The sequence below is a fragment of the Nocardioides exalbidus genome (assembly GCF_900105585.1).
Taxonomy (GTDB): Bacteria; Actinomycetota; Actinomycetes; order Propionibacteriales; family Nocardioidaceae; genus Nocardioides; species Nocardioides exalbidus.
On record NZ_FNRT01000002.1, the window covers coordinates 902,998 to 916,961 of the forward strand.

The 13,964-nt window shown below is 72.6% G+C and carries 17 protein-coding genes; 1 reads left to right on the forward strand and 16 read right to left on the reverse strand.

The annotated features are described in order from the left end of the window. Positions 1–71: 71 nt before the first annotated feature. The 13 genes from BLV76_RS04725 to BLV76_RS04785 form a co-directional block, all read right to left on the reverse strand. Positions 72–527 (reverse strand): DUF3817 domain-containing protein, encoded by a 456-nt coding sequence (locus BLV76_RS04725; protein WP_090968097.1) that lies wholly within the window; start codon positions 525–527, stop codon positions 72–74. Beyond that, a complete protein-coding gene (gene purQ, locus BLV76_RS04730; RefSeq protein ID WP_090968098.1) occupies positions 524–1,192 on the reverse strand; it encodes a phosphoribosylformylglycinamidine synthase subunit PurQ in 669 nt (222 codons plus the stop codon). Before purQ ends, BLV76_RS04725 begins: the two co-directional genes overlap by 4 nt. Next, positions 1,189–1,431, reverse strand: coding sequence for a phosphoribosylformylglycinamidine synthase subunit PurS (purS, locus tag BLV76_RS04735; protein WP_090968099.1), 243 nt, complete (start codon positions 1,429–1,431; stop codon positions 1,189–1,191). Before purS ends, purQ begins: the two co-directional genes overlap by 4 nt. A gap of 126 nt (positions 1,432–1,557) precedes the next feature. Then, positions 1,558–2,625 (reverse strand): hypothetical protein, encoded by a 1,068-nt coding sequence (locus BLV76_RS04740; RefSeq protein ID WP_139306485.1) that lies wholly within the window; start codon positions 2,623–2,625, stop codon positions 1,558–1,560. Between the two features lie 168 nt (positions 2,626–2,793). Next, on the reverse strand, positions 2,794–2,979 hold the full coding sequence (locus tag BLV76_RS04745; protein WP_090968101.1) for a hypothetical protein: 186 nt from the start codon (positions 2,977–2,979) through the stop codon (positions 2,794–2,796). After that, positions 2,979–4,544, reverse strand: coding sequence for a long-chain-fatty-acid--CoA ligase (locus BLV76_RS04750; protein ID WP_090968102.1), 1,566 nt, complete (start codon positions 4,542–4,544; stop codon positions 2,979–2,981). Before BLV76_RS04750 ends, BLV76_RS04745 begins: the two co-directional genes overlap by 1 nt. Before the next feature lie 32 nt (positions 4,545–4,576). Continuing rightward, a complete protein-coding gene (locus BLV76_RS04755; protein ID WP_090968103.1) occupies positions 4,577–5,011 on the reverse strand; it encodes an SRPBCC family protein in 435 nt (144 codons plus the stop codon). A gap of 2 nt (positions 5,012–5,013) precedes the next feature. Next, positions 5,014–5,907 (reverse strand): phosphoribosylaminoimidazolesuccinocarboxamide synthase, encoded by an 894-nt coding sequence (locus tag BLV76_RS04760; protein WP_090968104.1) that lies wholly within the window; start codon positions 5,905–5,907, stop codon positions 5,014–5,016. A 19-nt stretch (positions 5,908–5,926) separates the two neighbouring features. After that, a complete protein-coding gene (locus BLV76_RS04765; RefSeq protein ID WP_090968105.1) occupies positions 5,927–6,478 on the reverse strand; it encodes an antibiotic biosynthesis monooxygenase in 552 nt (183 codons plus the stop codon). Between the two features lie 93 nt (positions 6,479–6,571). Beyond that, positions 6,572–7,603: a hypothetical protein gene (locus tag BLV76_RS04770; RefSeq protein WP_090968106.1), complete on the reverse strand. Its 1,032-nt coding sequence runs from the start codon at positions 7,601–7,603 to the stop codon at positions 6,572–6,574. Beyond that, positions 7,600–7,989 carry a sigma-70 family RNA polymerase sigma factor gene (locus BLV76_RS04775; RefSeq protein WP_217630262.1) on the reverse strand — a complete coding sequence of 130 codons (390 nt, stop codon included), beginning with the start codon at positions 7,987–7,989 and terminating at the stop codon, positions 7,600–7,602. The genes BLV76_RS04770 and BLV76_RS04775 overlap by 4 nt, the downstream gene beginning before the upstream one ends. A gap of 237 nt (positions 7,990–8,226) precedes the next feature. Beyond that, complete coding sequence (locus BLV76_RS04780) at positions 8,227–8,496, reverse strand: acylphosphatase (RefSeq protein WP_090968107.1); 270 nt, start codon at positions 8,494–8,496, stop codon at positions 8,227–8,229. Between the two features lie 49 nt (positions 8,497–8,545). Continuing rightward, complete coding sequence (locus BLV76_RS04785) at positions 8,546–9,061, reverse strand: hypothetical protein (RefSeq protein WP_090968108.1); 516 nt, start codon at positions 9,059–9,061, stop codon at positions 8,546–8,548. A gap of 155 nt (positions 9,062–9,216) precedes the next feature. Between BLV76_RS04785 and BLV76_RS04790 the strand changes: the two genes are divergently transcribed. Next, positions 9,217–10,656, forward strand: a complete 1,440-nt coding sequence (locus BLV76_RS04790) for an MFS transporter (protein WP_245734536.1) — start codon at positions 9,217–9,219, stop codon at positions 10,654–10,656. Here BLV76_RS04790 and purB read toward each other — a convergent pair. From purB to purD, 3 genes are read right to left on the reverse strand one after another with little or no spacing between them, the layout of a single operon-like run. Beyond that, complete coding sequence (purB, locus tag BLV76_RS04795) at positions 10,653–12,071, reverse strand: adenylosuccinate lyase (protein WP_090968109.1); 1,419 nt, start codon at positions 12,069–12,071, stop codon at positions 10,653–10,655. The two genes, BLV76_RS04790 and purB, sit on opposite strands and share 4 nt — an antisense overlap. 3 nt (positions 12,072–12,074) lie before the next feature. Further along, on the reverse strand, positions 12,075–12,623 hold the full coding sequence (locus BLV76_RS04800) for a ribonuclease FAU-1 family protein (RefSeq protein ID WP_090968110.1): 549 nt from the start codon (positions 12,621–12,623) through the stop codon (positions 12,075–12,077). Continuing rightward, complete coding sequence (purD, locus tag BLV76_RS04805) at positions 12,616–13,911, reverse strand: phosphoribosylamine--glycine ligase (RefSeq protein WP_090968111.1); 1,296 nt, start codon at positions 13,909–13,911, stop codon at positions 12,616–12,618. The genes BLV76_RS04800 and purD overlap by 8 nt, the downstream gene beginning before the upstream one ends. Positions 13,912–13,964: the final 53 nt, after the last annotated feature.

The window sequence follows — 13,964 nt, forward strand, 5'->3', positions numbered from 1 at the left end:
CTTCTGGGGGTTTGCAAGACCCTGGAAGTTTCGGTTTCACCGCATGAGCGGGGAAACCACGAGGGAGGGCGTCAGGCGGGCGGGCCGACGACCAGCGCGACGCCGGTGAGGCCGGCGACGGCGAGGACCCCGACGAGCAGGCCCTGGGCCGGGCGGCGGAGCAGCCACGCTGTCGGCTTCTCGAGGAGTCCGGTGGGCGACTCGCTGCGCAGCCGCCAGGCGTCACCCAGCAGGCTCGCGCGCTCGGCGTACCGCTCGAAGGGGATCGTCACGAACGGCGGGATCGCGGCGAGGAGGCCCAGCGCGAGGCGGCCGGGCGTCCACCTCTGGTCGACCCAGAGGAGCACGGTGGTCAGGCAGTAGGCGATGAACACCACGCCGTGGAGCATGCCGCCGACGCGGACGCCGAGCTCGGTGGTCTCGGTGACGTACTTGAGGAACATGCCCGTCAGGAGCAGCGCCCAGGTGACCGCCTCGGCGCGCGCGACGAGGCGGTAGAGACGGGTGGGGGTCCAGCGAGCGTTCACGCGAAGACCTGCGAGGCGAGGGAGGTGAAGAAGCCGAGCCCGTCCGTGCCGGGACCGGTGAGGTCCTCGACCGCGTGCTCGGGGTGGGGCATCAGGCCGACGACGTTGCCGCGCTCGTTGGAGATGCCGGCGATGTCGCGGAGCGAGCCGTTCGGGTTGTCGTCGAGGTAGCGCGCGACCACCCGGCCCTCGCCCTCGAGCATGTCGAGCGTCGCCTCGTCGGCGACGAAGCCGCCCTCGCCGTTCTTGAGGACGATGGTCACCTCGTCGCCCGCGGAGTACGCCGACGTCCACGGGGTGTCGACGCGCTCGATCCGCAGCCGCTGGTCGCGGCAGACGAACTTGCGGTGGTCGTTGCGGATCAGGGCACCGGGCAGCAGGTGCGACTCGCAGAGGATCTGGAAGCCGTTGCAGATGCCGAGCACGGGCAGGCCCTGGCCGGCCGCCTCGATGATCGGCGTCATGACCGGCGCGAAGCGCGAGATGGCGCCGCAGCGGAGGTAGTCGCCGTAGGAGAAGCCGCCGGGCAGCACGACCGCGTCGACGCCCTGCAGGTCGTCGTCGCCGTGCCAGAGGGCGACGGCCTCGTTGCCGCCGATGGTGACCGCGCGCCGGGCGTCGGCGTCGTCGAGCGAGCCCGGGAAGGTGACGACCCCGACCCTCACTGGACGTGCACCTCGAAGTCCTCGATCACCGGGTTGGAGAGGAGCTTCTCGGCCATCTCGCGGACCTCGGCGAGCAGCGCGTCGCTCGGCTCGCCCTCGAGCTCGACCTCGAACCGCTTGCCCTGCCGGACGTCGGTGACGCCCGCGAAGCCGAGCCGCGGCAGCGCTCCGAGCACCGCCTTGCCCTGGGGGTCGAGGATCTCGGGCTTGGGCATGACATCAACGACGTAGCGAGCCACGTGGCGCTCCTGGGGACAGGCGGGGGTGGGCGAGGCCGATTCTAGTGAAGGGTCACCTCGCCCTCCGACTCGGGCGGCCCGCGCGGACGGGTACGACGCCAAGCTGGGGAACCGACGGGTCGAGGATCACCGACTCCGGGGACTCGACGGTTCCCCGGCCCTGCGGTCCTCCAGCGCGGCGTAGTGCGCGAGCATGATCACCTCGCGCTCGGCCTCCTCCGCGTCGACCGGGGCCAGTGGCGGAGCGGGGACGAAGGCTCCGACGCGCCACCGACGGCCGGACTCGGGCACCCACAGGGCGCGTTCGCGTGCGGCGTGCATCCGCTCCACCTGCACGTCGTCGGAGTCGGAGCCCACGACGACGAAGGTCTCGAGGCCGACGGCCCGGAGATCGGCATGGCGCTTCTCGTCCCGGGACTGGCGCCGTGCCGACCGATGGGCCGAGCCGTTGAACTCGCCGCACACCCCGGCTTCCACGTCGAGCAGGTCCACGACCGCGAGCAGCCGCCCCGACAGGTTGCGCACCTCGCTGTTCATCAGGGGTCGCGGCAGCCCCGCGACCGACTCCCACACCTGGAGCATCGCCGATTCCTTCGGCGAGCGGCACTCCGCGCACGCGCGCCCGAGTGCGTACGTCGCGTGCGCCGGGAGCGGGACGTCGCGCACGAGCCCGCGCAGCACCGGGAGCTCGACGGCTCCCGCCGCCAGGGCCATGTCGACCATCACCCCGGCGGCTCGGGCGGAGGCGGCACGACGGACCTCGTGCAGGAGCGCGACGTCGTTCGGCGCGCACCGGACGCCGTACCTCACGACCGGGTCCGGCAGCTCACGGCGGCTGCGGGCGACCAGCACCGCCGGCCCGCGCAGCCGCCTGGTGTGGGGCAGCAGCACCGGGACCGGGAGCGGCGTACGCCGGTCCGGCTCCACGCCCTCGAAGTAGCTCGCGCCGGCCAGGCGGAGAGCCGCCCAGCCGGTGAGCATCCCGCTCGCCGGCAGCAGGCAGCCCACCTCGAAGGCCCGCTGCTCAGGCGTGCGCGGGGTGTCGGCCGGCACGTGCCACCCGCGGCTCACTGCGAGGAACCCGGGACCTCGCACACGACCGGCGCTCGGCCCCTTGCGACCCTCGGCCCCGCGGCGTACGGGCGCCACCAGCCCCGTCGCAGGCGGGCAGCACGGGTGCCAGTTCTCCTCCATGTGGGCGTCCTGCCCGCCGCTCCGAGTTGCGACACCACCCGGTCGCGGCCTGTGGACAGGCGAACCGGGGAACCCACGGGTCGTCCCGCGGCCCCGCCTCCGACCCGACGGTTCCCCGGACGGGAGGAGTCACCGGATATCCGGTGACTCCCGCAGCGGCAGCGGGAGCTAGTGCGACCGGCGGGCGGCGGTGATCACGAGCGCGACCCCGAGGCCGGCGAGGAGGGGGCCGATGATCGCCCAGACGGTCTGGTCGGTCATGGGGCTGCCGCCGATGTAGCCGAGGCCCTGGCCGGTCCAGAGCACGCCGACGAGCACCATGACCACCCCGAGCGCGATGAAGAGGGCGCGCATCAGCTGAGCTCGCGCTTGAGGATCTTGCCGGTGGCGGTCATCGGGAGGGCGTCGACGAACTCGACGATGCGGGGGTACTTGTAGCCCGCCATCTGCTCCTTGCCCCACGCCACGAGCTCGTCCTCCGTCACGGTCGCGCCGTCGTTGCGGATGACCACGGCCTTGATCTCCTCGCCGTGGCTCTCGTGCGGCACGCCGATGACGGCCGCGAGCGAGACGTCCGGGTGCGTGAGGAGGACCTCCTCGATCTCGCGGGGGTACACGTTGTAGCCGCCGCGGATGATCATGTCCTTGGACCGGTCGACGATGTAGTACCAGCCGTCGGCGTCCTTGCGACCGAGGTCGCCGGAGCGGAACCAGCCGTCGACGATCGCGTCGGCCGTCGCGTCGGGCCGACCGTAGTAGCCCTTCATGATGTTGGGGCCCTTGATCGCGATCTCGCCGATGACGTCGTCGCCGTCGCCGAGGTCCTCACGGACGCCGGGCTCGGGATTGATCAGCTTCATCTCGACGCCGGGGATCGGCTTGCCGATCGAGCCGACGCGAGCGGGCTGTCCGAACACGGAGAAGCTCGCGACCGGCGACGTCTCGGACAGGCCGTAGCCCTCCAGGATGGTCACGCCGAAGCGCCGCTCGAAGTCCTTGTGCACCTCGACCGGCAGCGCGGACCCGCCGGCGGCCGCGACCCGCAACGTCGCGGCGAGCTTCTTCACGTCGACGCCGGAGTCGTCGAGGGCGCCGAGGAGCCCCCAGTACATCGTCGGGACGCCGGCGAAGAAGGTGACGTCCTCGCGGTCCATCAGCGCGAGGGCCGGGCCGGCCTCGAAGCGCGGCAGCAGCACGACGGTGCCACCGAAGGCGAAGCCGGCGTTCTGGATCACCGTCTGGCCGAAGGAGTGGAAGAGCGGCAGCACGCACAGCAGCGTGTCGGGGTTCTCCGGGTCCGCGCCGAAGAGCGCGTCGCTGGCGAGCGCGTTGGAGATCATGTTGCGGTGCATCAGCTCGGCGCCCTTGGGCTGTCCGGTGGTGCCCGACGTGTAGAGGATGACCGCGGTGTCGTCGCCGTCGACGGCGACGGTCTCGAAGATCGGCAGCTGGCCCTTCGTGGCCTGGCCGAGCGTCTCGGTGCCCTCGATCGGCGACTCGGCCGCCGGGTCGGCGGTGATCACGAAGAAGTGCTCGCACGAGTCGGTCTGCTCGAAGCCGGCGTGCCCCTCGGCCCCGATCGGCAGCTCGGGAGTGCCCTGGAAGCAGAAGTACGCCTTCGCGTCGGAGTCGTCGAGGTGGTAGGCCACCTCCCGCCCCTTGAGCAGCACGTTGAGCGGGACGACCGTGGCGCCGGCCTTGAGGATGCCGTAGTAGACGATCGGGAAGTAGGGCAGGTTCGGGCAGCTCAGTGCCACCTTGTCGCCCGGCTCGATGCCGCGCGAGACCAGCAGGTTGGCCACCTGGCTGGCGGCCGCGTTGACCTGCGCGTAGGTCAGGCGGGTGTCCCCGAGGACGACGGCGGTGCGGTCCGGGTAGGACGCGGCGGATCCTTCGAGCAGCGAGGCGAGGTTCGACATGCGCCCAACCTACCGACCGGGCGTGACCGCGGTCACTGGCTCGATCGCGAGGCGAGGATCCGGCCGGCCTTGCGCAGGTCGGCGGCGATCGCGGTCGAGGCGAGCAGCCCGGCGGCACCGGCCGGGACCGACCAGATGCCGCGACCGGACACCTCCCCCTCGGCCCGCACCCGGCAGCCGCCCGCGATGTCGGTGAAGTGCAGCGTGAGCGTCGCGGTGACCCCGCGCCAGCTGCCGCGCTCGGTCCAGGTGCGGAAGGGCGTGAGCTCGGTGGTCTCCATGTGGGGCCGTACGCCGACCGCGGTCCGCTCGCGCCAGGCCTGCCCGAGGTGCGGCTCCTCGTCGGGCGGCACCTCGACCGACAGGAGGGAGGACTGCCACTCCGGCCGGTTGCGCGGGTCGGAGAGGTAGCGGAAGGCGACCTCCGCCGGGACGGCGTACTCGAGCGTGGCGGCGATGGCACCCATGGTCAGAAGCTCGTGCCGGTCAGCAGCTCGAAGGCCTCGACGTAGCGCGCGCGTGTGCGCTCGACGACGGCCTCGGGCAGGGACGGCGGGGCCTCGCCGGAGTGGCGGTCCCAGCCGGACTCGCCGGTCAGCCAGTCCCGCACGATCTGCTTGTCGTAGGAGGCCTGGGTGCGGCCCGGCTGCCAGTCGGCCGCCGGCCAGAAGCGGGACGAGTCGGGGGTGAGGACCTCGTCGGCGAGGATCGTCGTGCCGTCGGGACGGCGACCGAACTCCAGCTTCGTGTCGGCCAGGATGATCCCGCGCTCGCGCGCCAGGTCGTGCGCCTTGTCGTAGACCTCCATGGTGAGCATCCGCAGCTCGGCGGCGGCGTCGTCGCCGACGGCCTCGACGACCGCGGCGTAGTCGACGTTCTCGTCGTGGTCGCCGAGGTCTGCCTTCGTGGCGGGCGTGAAGATCGGCGCCGGGAGGCGGCTGCCGTCCTGCAGGCCGGCGGGCAGCGCGATGCCGCAGACCTCACCGGTGCGGTCGTAGTCGAGCAGCCCCGAGCCGGTGAGGTAGCCGCGGGCCACGCACTCGACCGGGAACATCTCGAGACGCTCGCAGATCACCGCGCGCCCGGCGACGGAGGCCGGCACGTCGGTCGAGACGACGTGGTTGCCGACCAGGCCGGCGAGCTGCTCGAACCACCACAGCGACATCCGGGTGAGGATCTCGCCCTTGTCGGGGATCGCGGAGTCGAGGACGAAGTCGTAGGCCGAGATCCGGTCGCTCGCGACCATCAGCAGCCGGCCCTCGTGCTCGCCGGAGTCGATCCGGTAGAGGTCGCGCACCTTGCCGGAGTGCAGGTGGGTGGTGCCGTCGATCGCAGGGGCGGTGGGAATGTTCAGCTCGGCCACGAGCCGAGCCTAGCGGGGACTAGCGGTGCAGCCACCAGCTCATCCGGCGCGTGATCCACGGCAGGAAGACGTAGGTCATCAGCGGCGTCATCACGGTCGTCACCAGCACCACCCGCGGGACGAGCGGCCAGCCGGAGATGGTGTGCAGGGCGATGAAGTTCGCGAGCAGGCTGAGCGGCAGGAAGACCAGGTAGATGGTCGTCATCTGCTTCCAGCGCGGCGGCGCGGACGGGGCCGCGACGCTGAGGTGCTCGACGGTCGCCGGCTCGTCGAACCAGCCCTCGATGCCGGTACGACGTTCGCGCCGCTTCTCCTCGACGTCACCCGCCGCCGCCTCCAGCCACCAGGCTCGCTGCGGGGAGGCCTCCCAGGCCGCGAGCGACTCGGCGTCGGCGAAGCGGTAGAGCATGTGCCACTCGGCCGAGTCGACGCTCGGACGGACCCAGCCCGAGCCGAGGAAGCCGTCGAACTTCTCCGCCATCGACGTGCCGGCCTGCATCCACGCCAGCATCTGCGTCGTGTGCCGCGGGTCGACGTGACGGGTGACGGACACGGTGACGGGTGCGGTCATGGGTCCCAGTGTCGAGCGACCGGGCGCTCGGGGTGAAGCCGACGGCGACGAGATCCCGGCCACGTCGGATGGACGGGACCTCGCGCCGCCTGCTCACGGGCAGCCGAGGGCTTGGGAGTACCCCTGCGGGACGTGGCCCGCGGCCAGCTCGTCGGCCAGCTCCCACACCACGTCGGGGTAGTCGCCCGTCGCGTCCATCTCCTGCAGGATCGCCCAGTCGCGGCTGGTGGACATCGCCTCCGCCGCTCGCGCCGCCGCGGCCTGGTCGCCCGACCGCGTCGCGCGCGCGAACTCGTCGATCCACTGGCACGACACCGACCCGGCGACGGCAGCGCCGAGCTGATAGCGATCGGTCTCGGTCGATCCGGGTGCCTCCCAGCTGGGAGGCACCGGCACGTCACGGAGCATCTCGTCGACGACGTCCTCGCGCTCGCTGCCGGTCACCGAGGTGTCCGGCAAGGACGCCTCGAAGCCTGACTGGTCGGTCCAGCGCAGCTGCCCGATGAGCTCGACGTAGGCCTCCCGCCCCATGCCGGCACCGCGCGCCTCGGGGTACACGCCCTGCACGGCGACCCCGATGGCGGTGTGGTCGTCGGCCGAGTACGGCCACATCAGCGCGTCCGCGCCGGCCAGCTGCACCGGGGTGCCGGGGTCGACGTCGGGGTAGTCGAGGCGCTGGCGGTCCTCGACGTAGCCGTCACGCAGCTCCGCCGCGACCACGCTGATGTCGAGGCGCTGGTCGCCGTTCTCGTACTGCACCTCGTGCCAGCCCTCCGCGCCGGAGCTGTAGACCACCTGCCACCCGGCGGCGTCGAGCACCAGCCACTCGTGCGCGGTGGCGACCGGTGGGGTGGTCGGCTCCGTGGCGGCGGTTCGCCCCGCCCCTCCGGCAGGGGTTGGTGCGTCGGCACCACCGCCGGCGAGCAGGTAGGTCGGTGCAGCGACGAGCGCCGCCACGGCGGCGGCCGCGGCGAGCGGGACGGACCAGTGGCGGCGCGACCGGGTCGCCGGCTGGATCTCGGTGGGTTCGGACAGTGGCGTGGACATGATCTCCTCCAGGAGCTCGGCCCTCGCCGTGGCGAGCGGCAGCCCGGAGACCTCGTCATCGGTCAGTCGCGGAGTCATCGCTCCTCCTCTCGGCTGGGGATCGGTTGCTTGCCGTGGACATGTCCGGCCGCGGGCGGGTCGTTGCCGAGCAGGTCGCGCAACCTGGCCCGCGCACGCGACAGCCGCGGACGCACGACGCTTGCAGGGATCCCCAGCACCTCCGCGATCTCCCGTGACTCCAGACCCTCCCAGAGGTGCAGCTGCAGCACTTCCTCGTCACGCGCGCTCAGCCGGGCCATCGCCGAGTCGACGGCGGCGTCCTGGACGACCCGGTCGCTGAAGTCGGGCACGACCAGGCGCAGGTCGTGCCGCAGGCGAACACCGAGCCGGCGTCGATGCAGGTCGCCACGGCGGTGGTTGGCGAGCTGCCGCCGGGCGACGGCGTACAGCCATGGGCGCTCCATCGCCTGCCGGTACGTGCGCCAGGCGCCGCCACGCCACCAGGAAGGTCTCGGCCGTGACGTCAGCGGCGTCCTCGGCGCGCTCGCAGCGCCGCAGCGCGTAGCCCAGCACGCTGTCGAAGTGCACGGTGTAGAGCGCGCGGAAGCGCAGCTCGCGCTCGTCCCCCGAGGTGTCCATGCCTCCCCCTGTCCGGCACGGGAGCGATCGTTGCACCCGGCGGCATCATCGTCCGCCGAGCATCAGCCCGTCGTGGTGAACGACGTCGCGCCCGTGGGTGCGGCCTCCCGCACGGCGACGTGCTCGACGCGGGCGGAGGGCGGCCCGTGGTGGCACCACGCGACCAGGTCGTCGACCGCCACCTCGTCACCCTCGACGTGCAGCAGCACCGACCCGTCGACCTCGTTGCGCACCCAGCCGGTGACGCCGAGGCGGCGCGCCTCCACCTCGGTGTGCCAGCGGAAGGCGACTCCCTGGACGCGCCCGGTGACGCGGACGGAGACGGCTGCCATCCGGCCATCATGCAGGACCGGGCCTGCACCCACGGCCGGACGGCACGGGTCAGGCGGTGCCGATCGTGTAGGTCAGCTGGCCCGAGGCGTCGTCGGACAGCACGGTCGCGCTGGCGTCGCCCTTGCTGTACTGCGCCATCTTCGTGCCCTCGGCCTCGGTGACCATGACACGCGTCCAGCCGTTGGCCTCGAGGTCGGCGACGGCCTCGTCGAAGGCACCCGCCGGGTCCTCGACGTCGAGCGTGACCAGCGATCCCTGCGGGGTGTCGACCGACGAGACGACCTCCCCGTCGGGGATCGACAGCTCGCTCGGGAACGAGTCCGGCACCTCGCCCGAGCCGACGGCGATGGTGCCCTCCTCGGACTCGATGGTGACGTCCTCGCCGTCGACGTCCACGTCGACGTCCCCGCCCCCGGAGTCCTCCATGGCCTGCTCGGCGAGCTTCTCACCCAGCTTCTCACCGGCCTTCTCGCTGGCGTCGTCGCCACCGCACGCGGTGACGAGGCCGGCGACGGCGACGAGGATGACCGCTCCCGCGGCGCGTCGTAGTGCGATCCTGCGCATGCTTCCCCCTGTGAAGACCCTCGTGGAGACCGAGGTGAAGAACTCGTGTGTGGCTCCACCCAACCCACCCGGATGAACCGTGGCAAAACGACGGGCAGCGGTCTGGACCAGCCCTTCGGGCGGGACGGCTCGGGCGCGGGTGCGAGGCTGGTGGGGTGAGCGAGGAGACCCGGACGACGGCGGCTGCCGACGAGGCGTCGTACGCACCCGATCCACGTCGCTGGCGGGTGCTCGCGGTGTCCCTCGTCGTGGGCTTCATGTCGCTGCTCGACGTCACGATCGTCAACGTCGCGGTGCCCTCGATCCGCGCCGGGCTGGGCACCAGCGCCGCGACGATCCAGTGGGTCGTCTCGGGCTACGCGCTCGCCTTCGGCATGACCCTCGTCGCCGGCGGCCGGCTCGGTGACGCGCACGGGCGACGGCGGCTGATGCTCGTCGGGCTGGTCGGCTTCATCGTGTCCAGTGCCGCGGTGGGGCTCGCGCCCAACGCGGCCTGGATCGTGCTGGCCCGTTTGGTGCAGGGTGCCAGCGCAGGGCTGCTCACGCCGCAGAACTCCGGGCTCATCCAGCAGCTCTTCCGTGGCGCGGAGCGCGGTCGGGCCTTCGGGATGTTCGGCTTCACGGTGGCGGTGGCCTCGGCCACCGGGCCGCTGATCGGCGGCGCCCTGATCGGCCTCCTCGGGGAGGACAACGGCTGGCGGGCCCTCTTCCTCGTCAACGTCCCGATCGGCCTCGTCGCACTGGTGCTGATCTGGCGGCTCGTGCCCGACAACGAGGTCGGCGGCGACGCGGAGAAGGACCCCCGGGTCGACCTGCCCGGAGCGCTGCTCCTCGGGCTGGCGGTCCTCGCCGTGCTCTACCCCCTCATCAGCCTCGAGGGCGGGGCCGGCCTGCCGCTCGTGCTGTTGCTGGCGTTCCCGCCGCTCGCCTGGGCGTTCGTGCGCTGGGAGGCGCGCACCGTGGACCGCGGGCACCCGCCGCTGCTCGACGTGTCCCTGCTGAGCGGGCTGCCGGGCTACGCCAACGGGCTGCTCGTCGGCACGCTCTACTTCACCGGCTTCACCGGGATCTTCCTCGTGCTGTCGGTGCACCTGCAGGAGGGTGAGGGGTTCTCGCCGCTGCAGGCGGCGCTGCTCATCACGCCGTTCGCCGTCGGCGCGGCGACGACCTCCCCGCTGGCGGGCAAGCTCGTCGGGCGCATCGGTCGTCGGGTCACGCTGCTCGCGCTGTCGGTGATGATCACCGGCACGTCGCTGTCGGCCTGGCTGGTGACCCAGCCGACCGACCGGTTGTGGTGGACGCTCGCGCCCGCCCTCTTCGTCGCGGGAGTCGGCGGCGGTGGCGTGATCTCCCCCAACTTCACCCTCACCCTCGCCGAGGTGCCGCCACGCATGGGCGGCGCCGCGGGCGGCGCGCTGCAGACCGGGCAGCGGATCGGGTCGGCACTGGGTGCCGCGTTGCTGATGACCGTCTACCAGGCCGTCGGCACGGTCGCCTCCGCGCCCGTCGCCGCGCGGTCGGCACTGCTGGCCGCGCTCGTGGTGCTGCTGGTCGCGCTCGCCGCCGCCGTGCGCTCGTGGCGGCTGGGCGACTAGAGGATGGCGCCCGGGACGTAGGCCGCCGCGTCGGGGAAGCGGGCCGCGAGGGCCTCGACCCGGGCGACGACCGCACGGGTCTGGGCGACGGCGGCGCCGGTGAACTCGATCGGGTCGGCGACGAGCGCGTCGATCTGGTCGCGGGTGAGCCCGAGGCGCTCGTCGGCGGCGAGCTTGGCGAAGACGTCGTTGTCGGCCTGGCCGGCGCGCATCGCCAGGGCCGTGCCGACGGCGGCCTCCTTGATCGCCTCGTGGGCGGCCTCGCGGCCGACCCCGTTGCGGACCGCCGCCATCAGGACCTTGGTGGTGGTGAGGAACGGCAGGTAGCGGTCGAGCTCGCGCTGGATCACGGCCGGGAAGGCGCCGAACTCGTCGAGGACGGTGAGGAACGTCTGGAAGAGGCCGTCGGTGGCGAAGAAGGCGTCGGGCAGCGCGACGCGGCGGACGACGGAGCAGGAGACGTCGCCCTCGTTCCACTGGTCGCCGGCGAGCTCGCTGACCATCGACAGGTGCCCGCGGATGATCACGGCCAGGCCGTTGACCCGCTCGCAGGAGCGGGTGTTCATCTTGTGCGGCATCGCCGACGAGCCGACCTGGCCCTCCTTGAAGCCCTCGGTCACCAGCTCGTGGCCGGCCATCAGCCGGACGGTGGTGGCGAGGTTGGACGGACCGCTCACGAGCTGCACCAGCGCGGCCACGACGTCGAAGTCGAGGGAGCGCGGGTAGACCTGGCCGACGCTGGTGAGCACCTGCTCGAAGCCGAGGTGGGCCGCGACCCGCTCCTCGAGGTCGTCGAGCTTCGCGGCGTCGCCGTCGAGGAGGTCGAGCATGTCCTGCGAGGTGCCCATCGGGCCCTTGATCCCGCGGAGCGGGTAGCGGGCGAGCAGCTCCTCGATCCGCTGGACGCCGATCAGCATCTCGTCGGCGACGGTCGCGAAGCGCTTGCCCAGCGTGGTGGCCTGGGCGGCGACGTTGTGGGAGCGGCCGGCCATCACGGTGGCCTCGTGCTCGGCGGCGAGCCGGCCGAGGCGGACGAGCGCGGCGACGGCGCGGTCGCGCACGACCTCGAGCGAGCGGCGTACCTGCAGCTGCTCGACGTTCTCGGTCAGGTCGCGCGAGGTCATGCCCTTGTGGATGTGCTCGTGGCCGGCCAGCGCACTGAACTCCTCGATGCGCGCCTTCACGTCGTGGCGGGTGACGCGCTCCCGGGCGGCGATCGAGTCGAGGTCGACGTTGTCGATGACCGACTCGTAGGCCTCGACGACACCGTCGGGCACCGCGATCCCGAGGTCGCGCTGGGCCTCGAGCACCGCGACCCAGAGCTGGCGCTCGAGGACGATCTTGTGCTCGGGGGACCAGATCTCGGCGAGGTCGGCGCCGGCGTAGCGGGTGGCCAGGACGTTGGGGACGGTCACGGCTCAGATCATCCCATCCGCCGGGGTCCACCCGTCCCACGGTGCCCACCAGAGGTCACCCCGGTCGAGGAGCTCGGCGACGTGCGCCGCCTCGCGGAGCACGGCGAGCAGCTCGTCCTGGGTGATCCGCCCCGACGCGAGCGTCGGCGCGAGGTCCTGGACGTCCTTCCAGCGCCAGTCCCCGTCGGGAGGTACGACGATGTCGAGCTGGAGGTCGTTGACGTGGATCGCCCCGTCGGCCCGGACGTAGGGCGTCTCGAAGTTGACGTACCAGTGGAGGAAGGCGCCGTCGGCGTCGAAGAACTTCCACACCGAGTACCAGTCGCCCTCGCGGCGCAGCTTGAGCACCGTCGTGCCCGTCCAGGCGTCGACGTGGGCCCACGGGTGCGGGTGGTCGTGCGGCGGGAAGGTCAACGGCGTGCCGTTGCGCTGGAGCGTGACGAGGATGCCGTCGTCGGCGACGACCTCCTCGTCCCACGACGCCCACTCGGCGCCGTGGAGGACCTCGACGACCCGGACGTCGGAGCCGATCGGGAAGGCTCCGTCAGCCACGGGACGCCGCTCCCTCGACCACGCCCAGCGGCTCGGCCGCGATGTCGGAACGCCGCTGGAGGCCCTCGAACGAGATGAGGTCGGCGGCGGCGTAGGCACGCGAGCGCGCGTCGGCCACGTCGTAGCCGACGGCCCGCACCGAGAGCACCCGGCCGCCGGCGGTGACGAGGTGGCGGTGGCGGGGGTCGCCCTCCTCGGGCGCCGCGACGATCGCGGTGCCGGCGTGGATCACGTCGACGTCGTGGACGCCGTCGGCGGCACCCGCACCGCTGATCACGTCGCCCTTCGAGGACGACTCGGGGTAGCCAGCGGACGCGAGGACGACGGAGACGGCAGCACCGTCGGCGAACGTCGGCTCCGGCACGGACGCGAGGTCACCGGCGGCGGCCGCGGCCAGCAGCGACCCCAGCGGCGAGGTGAGCAGCGCGAGCACGGGCTGGACGTCGGGATCGCCGAAGCGGCAGTTGAACTCGATCACCTTGGGGCCGGCCGACGTCAGCGCGAGGCCGACGTAGAGGCAGCCGACGAACGGGGCGCCGAGCCGGCGCATCTCGGCGAGCGTCGGCTCGACGACCTGCGTCATCACGGTCTCCACGGTGCCGTCGGGCAGCCAGGCCAGCGGGGCGTAGGACCCCATCCCGCCGGTGTTGGGACCGAGCCCGCCGTCGAAGATCCGCTTGAAGTCCTGGGCCGGGAGCAGCGGGCGGCCGACGGTGCCGTCGCAGACGACGAAGATCGAGAACTCCGGTCCGTCGAGGAACTCCTCGACGACGACGGTGTCGCAGTCGGCCGCGTGGGCGAGCGCCTCGGTGCGGTCGTTGGTGACGACGACGCCCTTGCCCGCGGCGAGCGCGTCGTCCTTGACGACGTAGGGCGCACCGAACGCGTCGAGCGCGTCGGCCACCTCGTGGGGGGTGATGCAGGTGCGCGAGCCGGCGGTCGGCACCCCGGCGGCGGCCATGACGCCCTTCGAGAAGGCCTTCGACCCCTCGAGCCGGGCCGCCGCCTGCGACGGGCCGAAGCAGGCGATGCCGGCCGCGGTGACGGCGTCCGCGACTCCTGCGACGAGAGGCGCCTCGGGGCCGACCACGACCAGGTCGGCGCCGATCTCCGTGGCCAGGGCGGCGACGGCCGGACCGTCCATCGGGTCCACGTCGTGGAGGGTGGCGAAGGCGCCGATCCCGGGGTTGCCGGGCGCGGCGTGGACCTCCGAGACGACCGGGTCGAGGGAGAGCGCGAGCGCGAGCGCGTGCTCGCGGCCGCCGGTGCCGATGACGAGGGTCTTCACGGGCGTCGACCCTATCCGCGCCACGGGCTCACCGGTTCCGGGGAGGTTTGCGT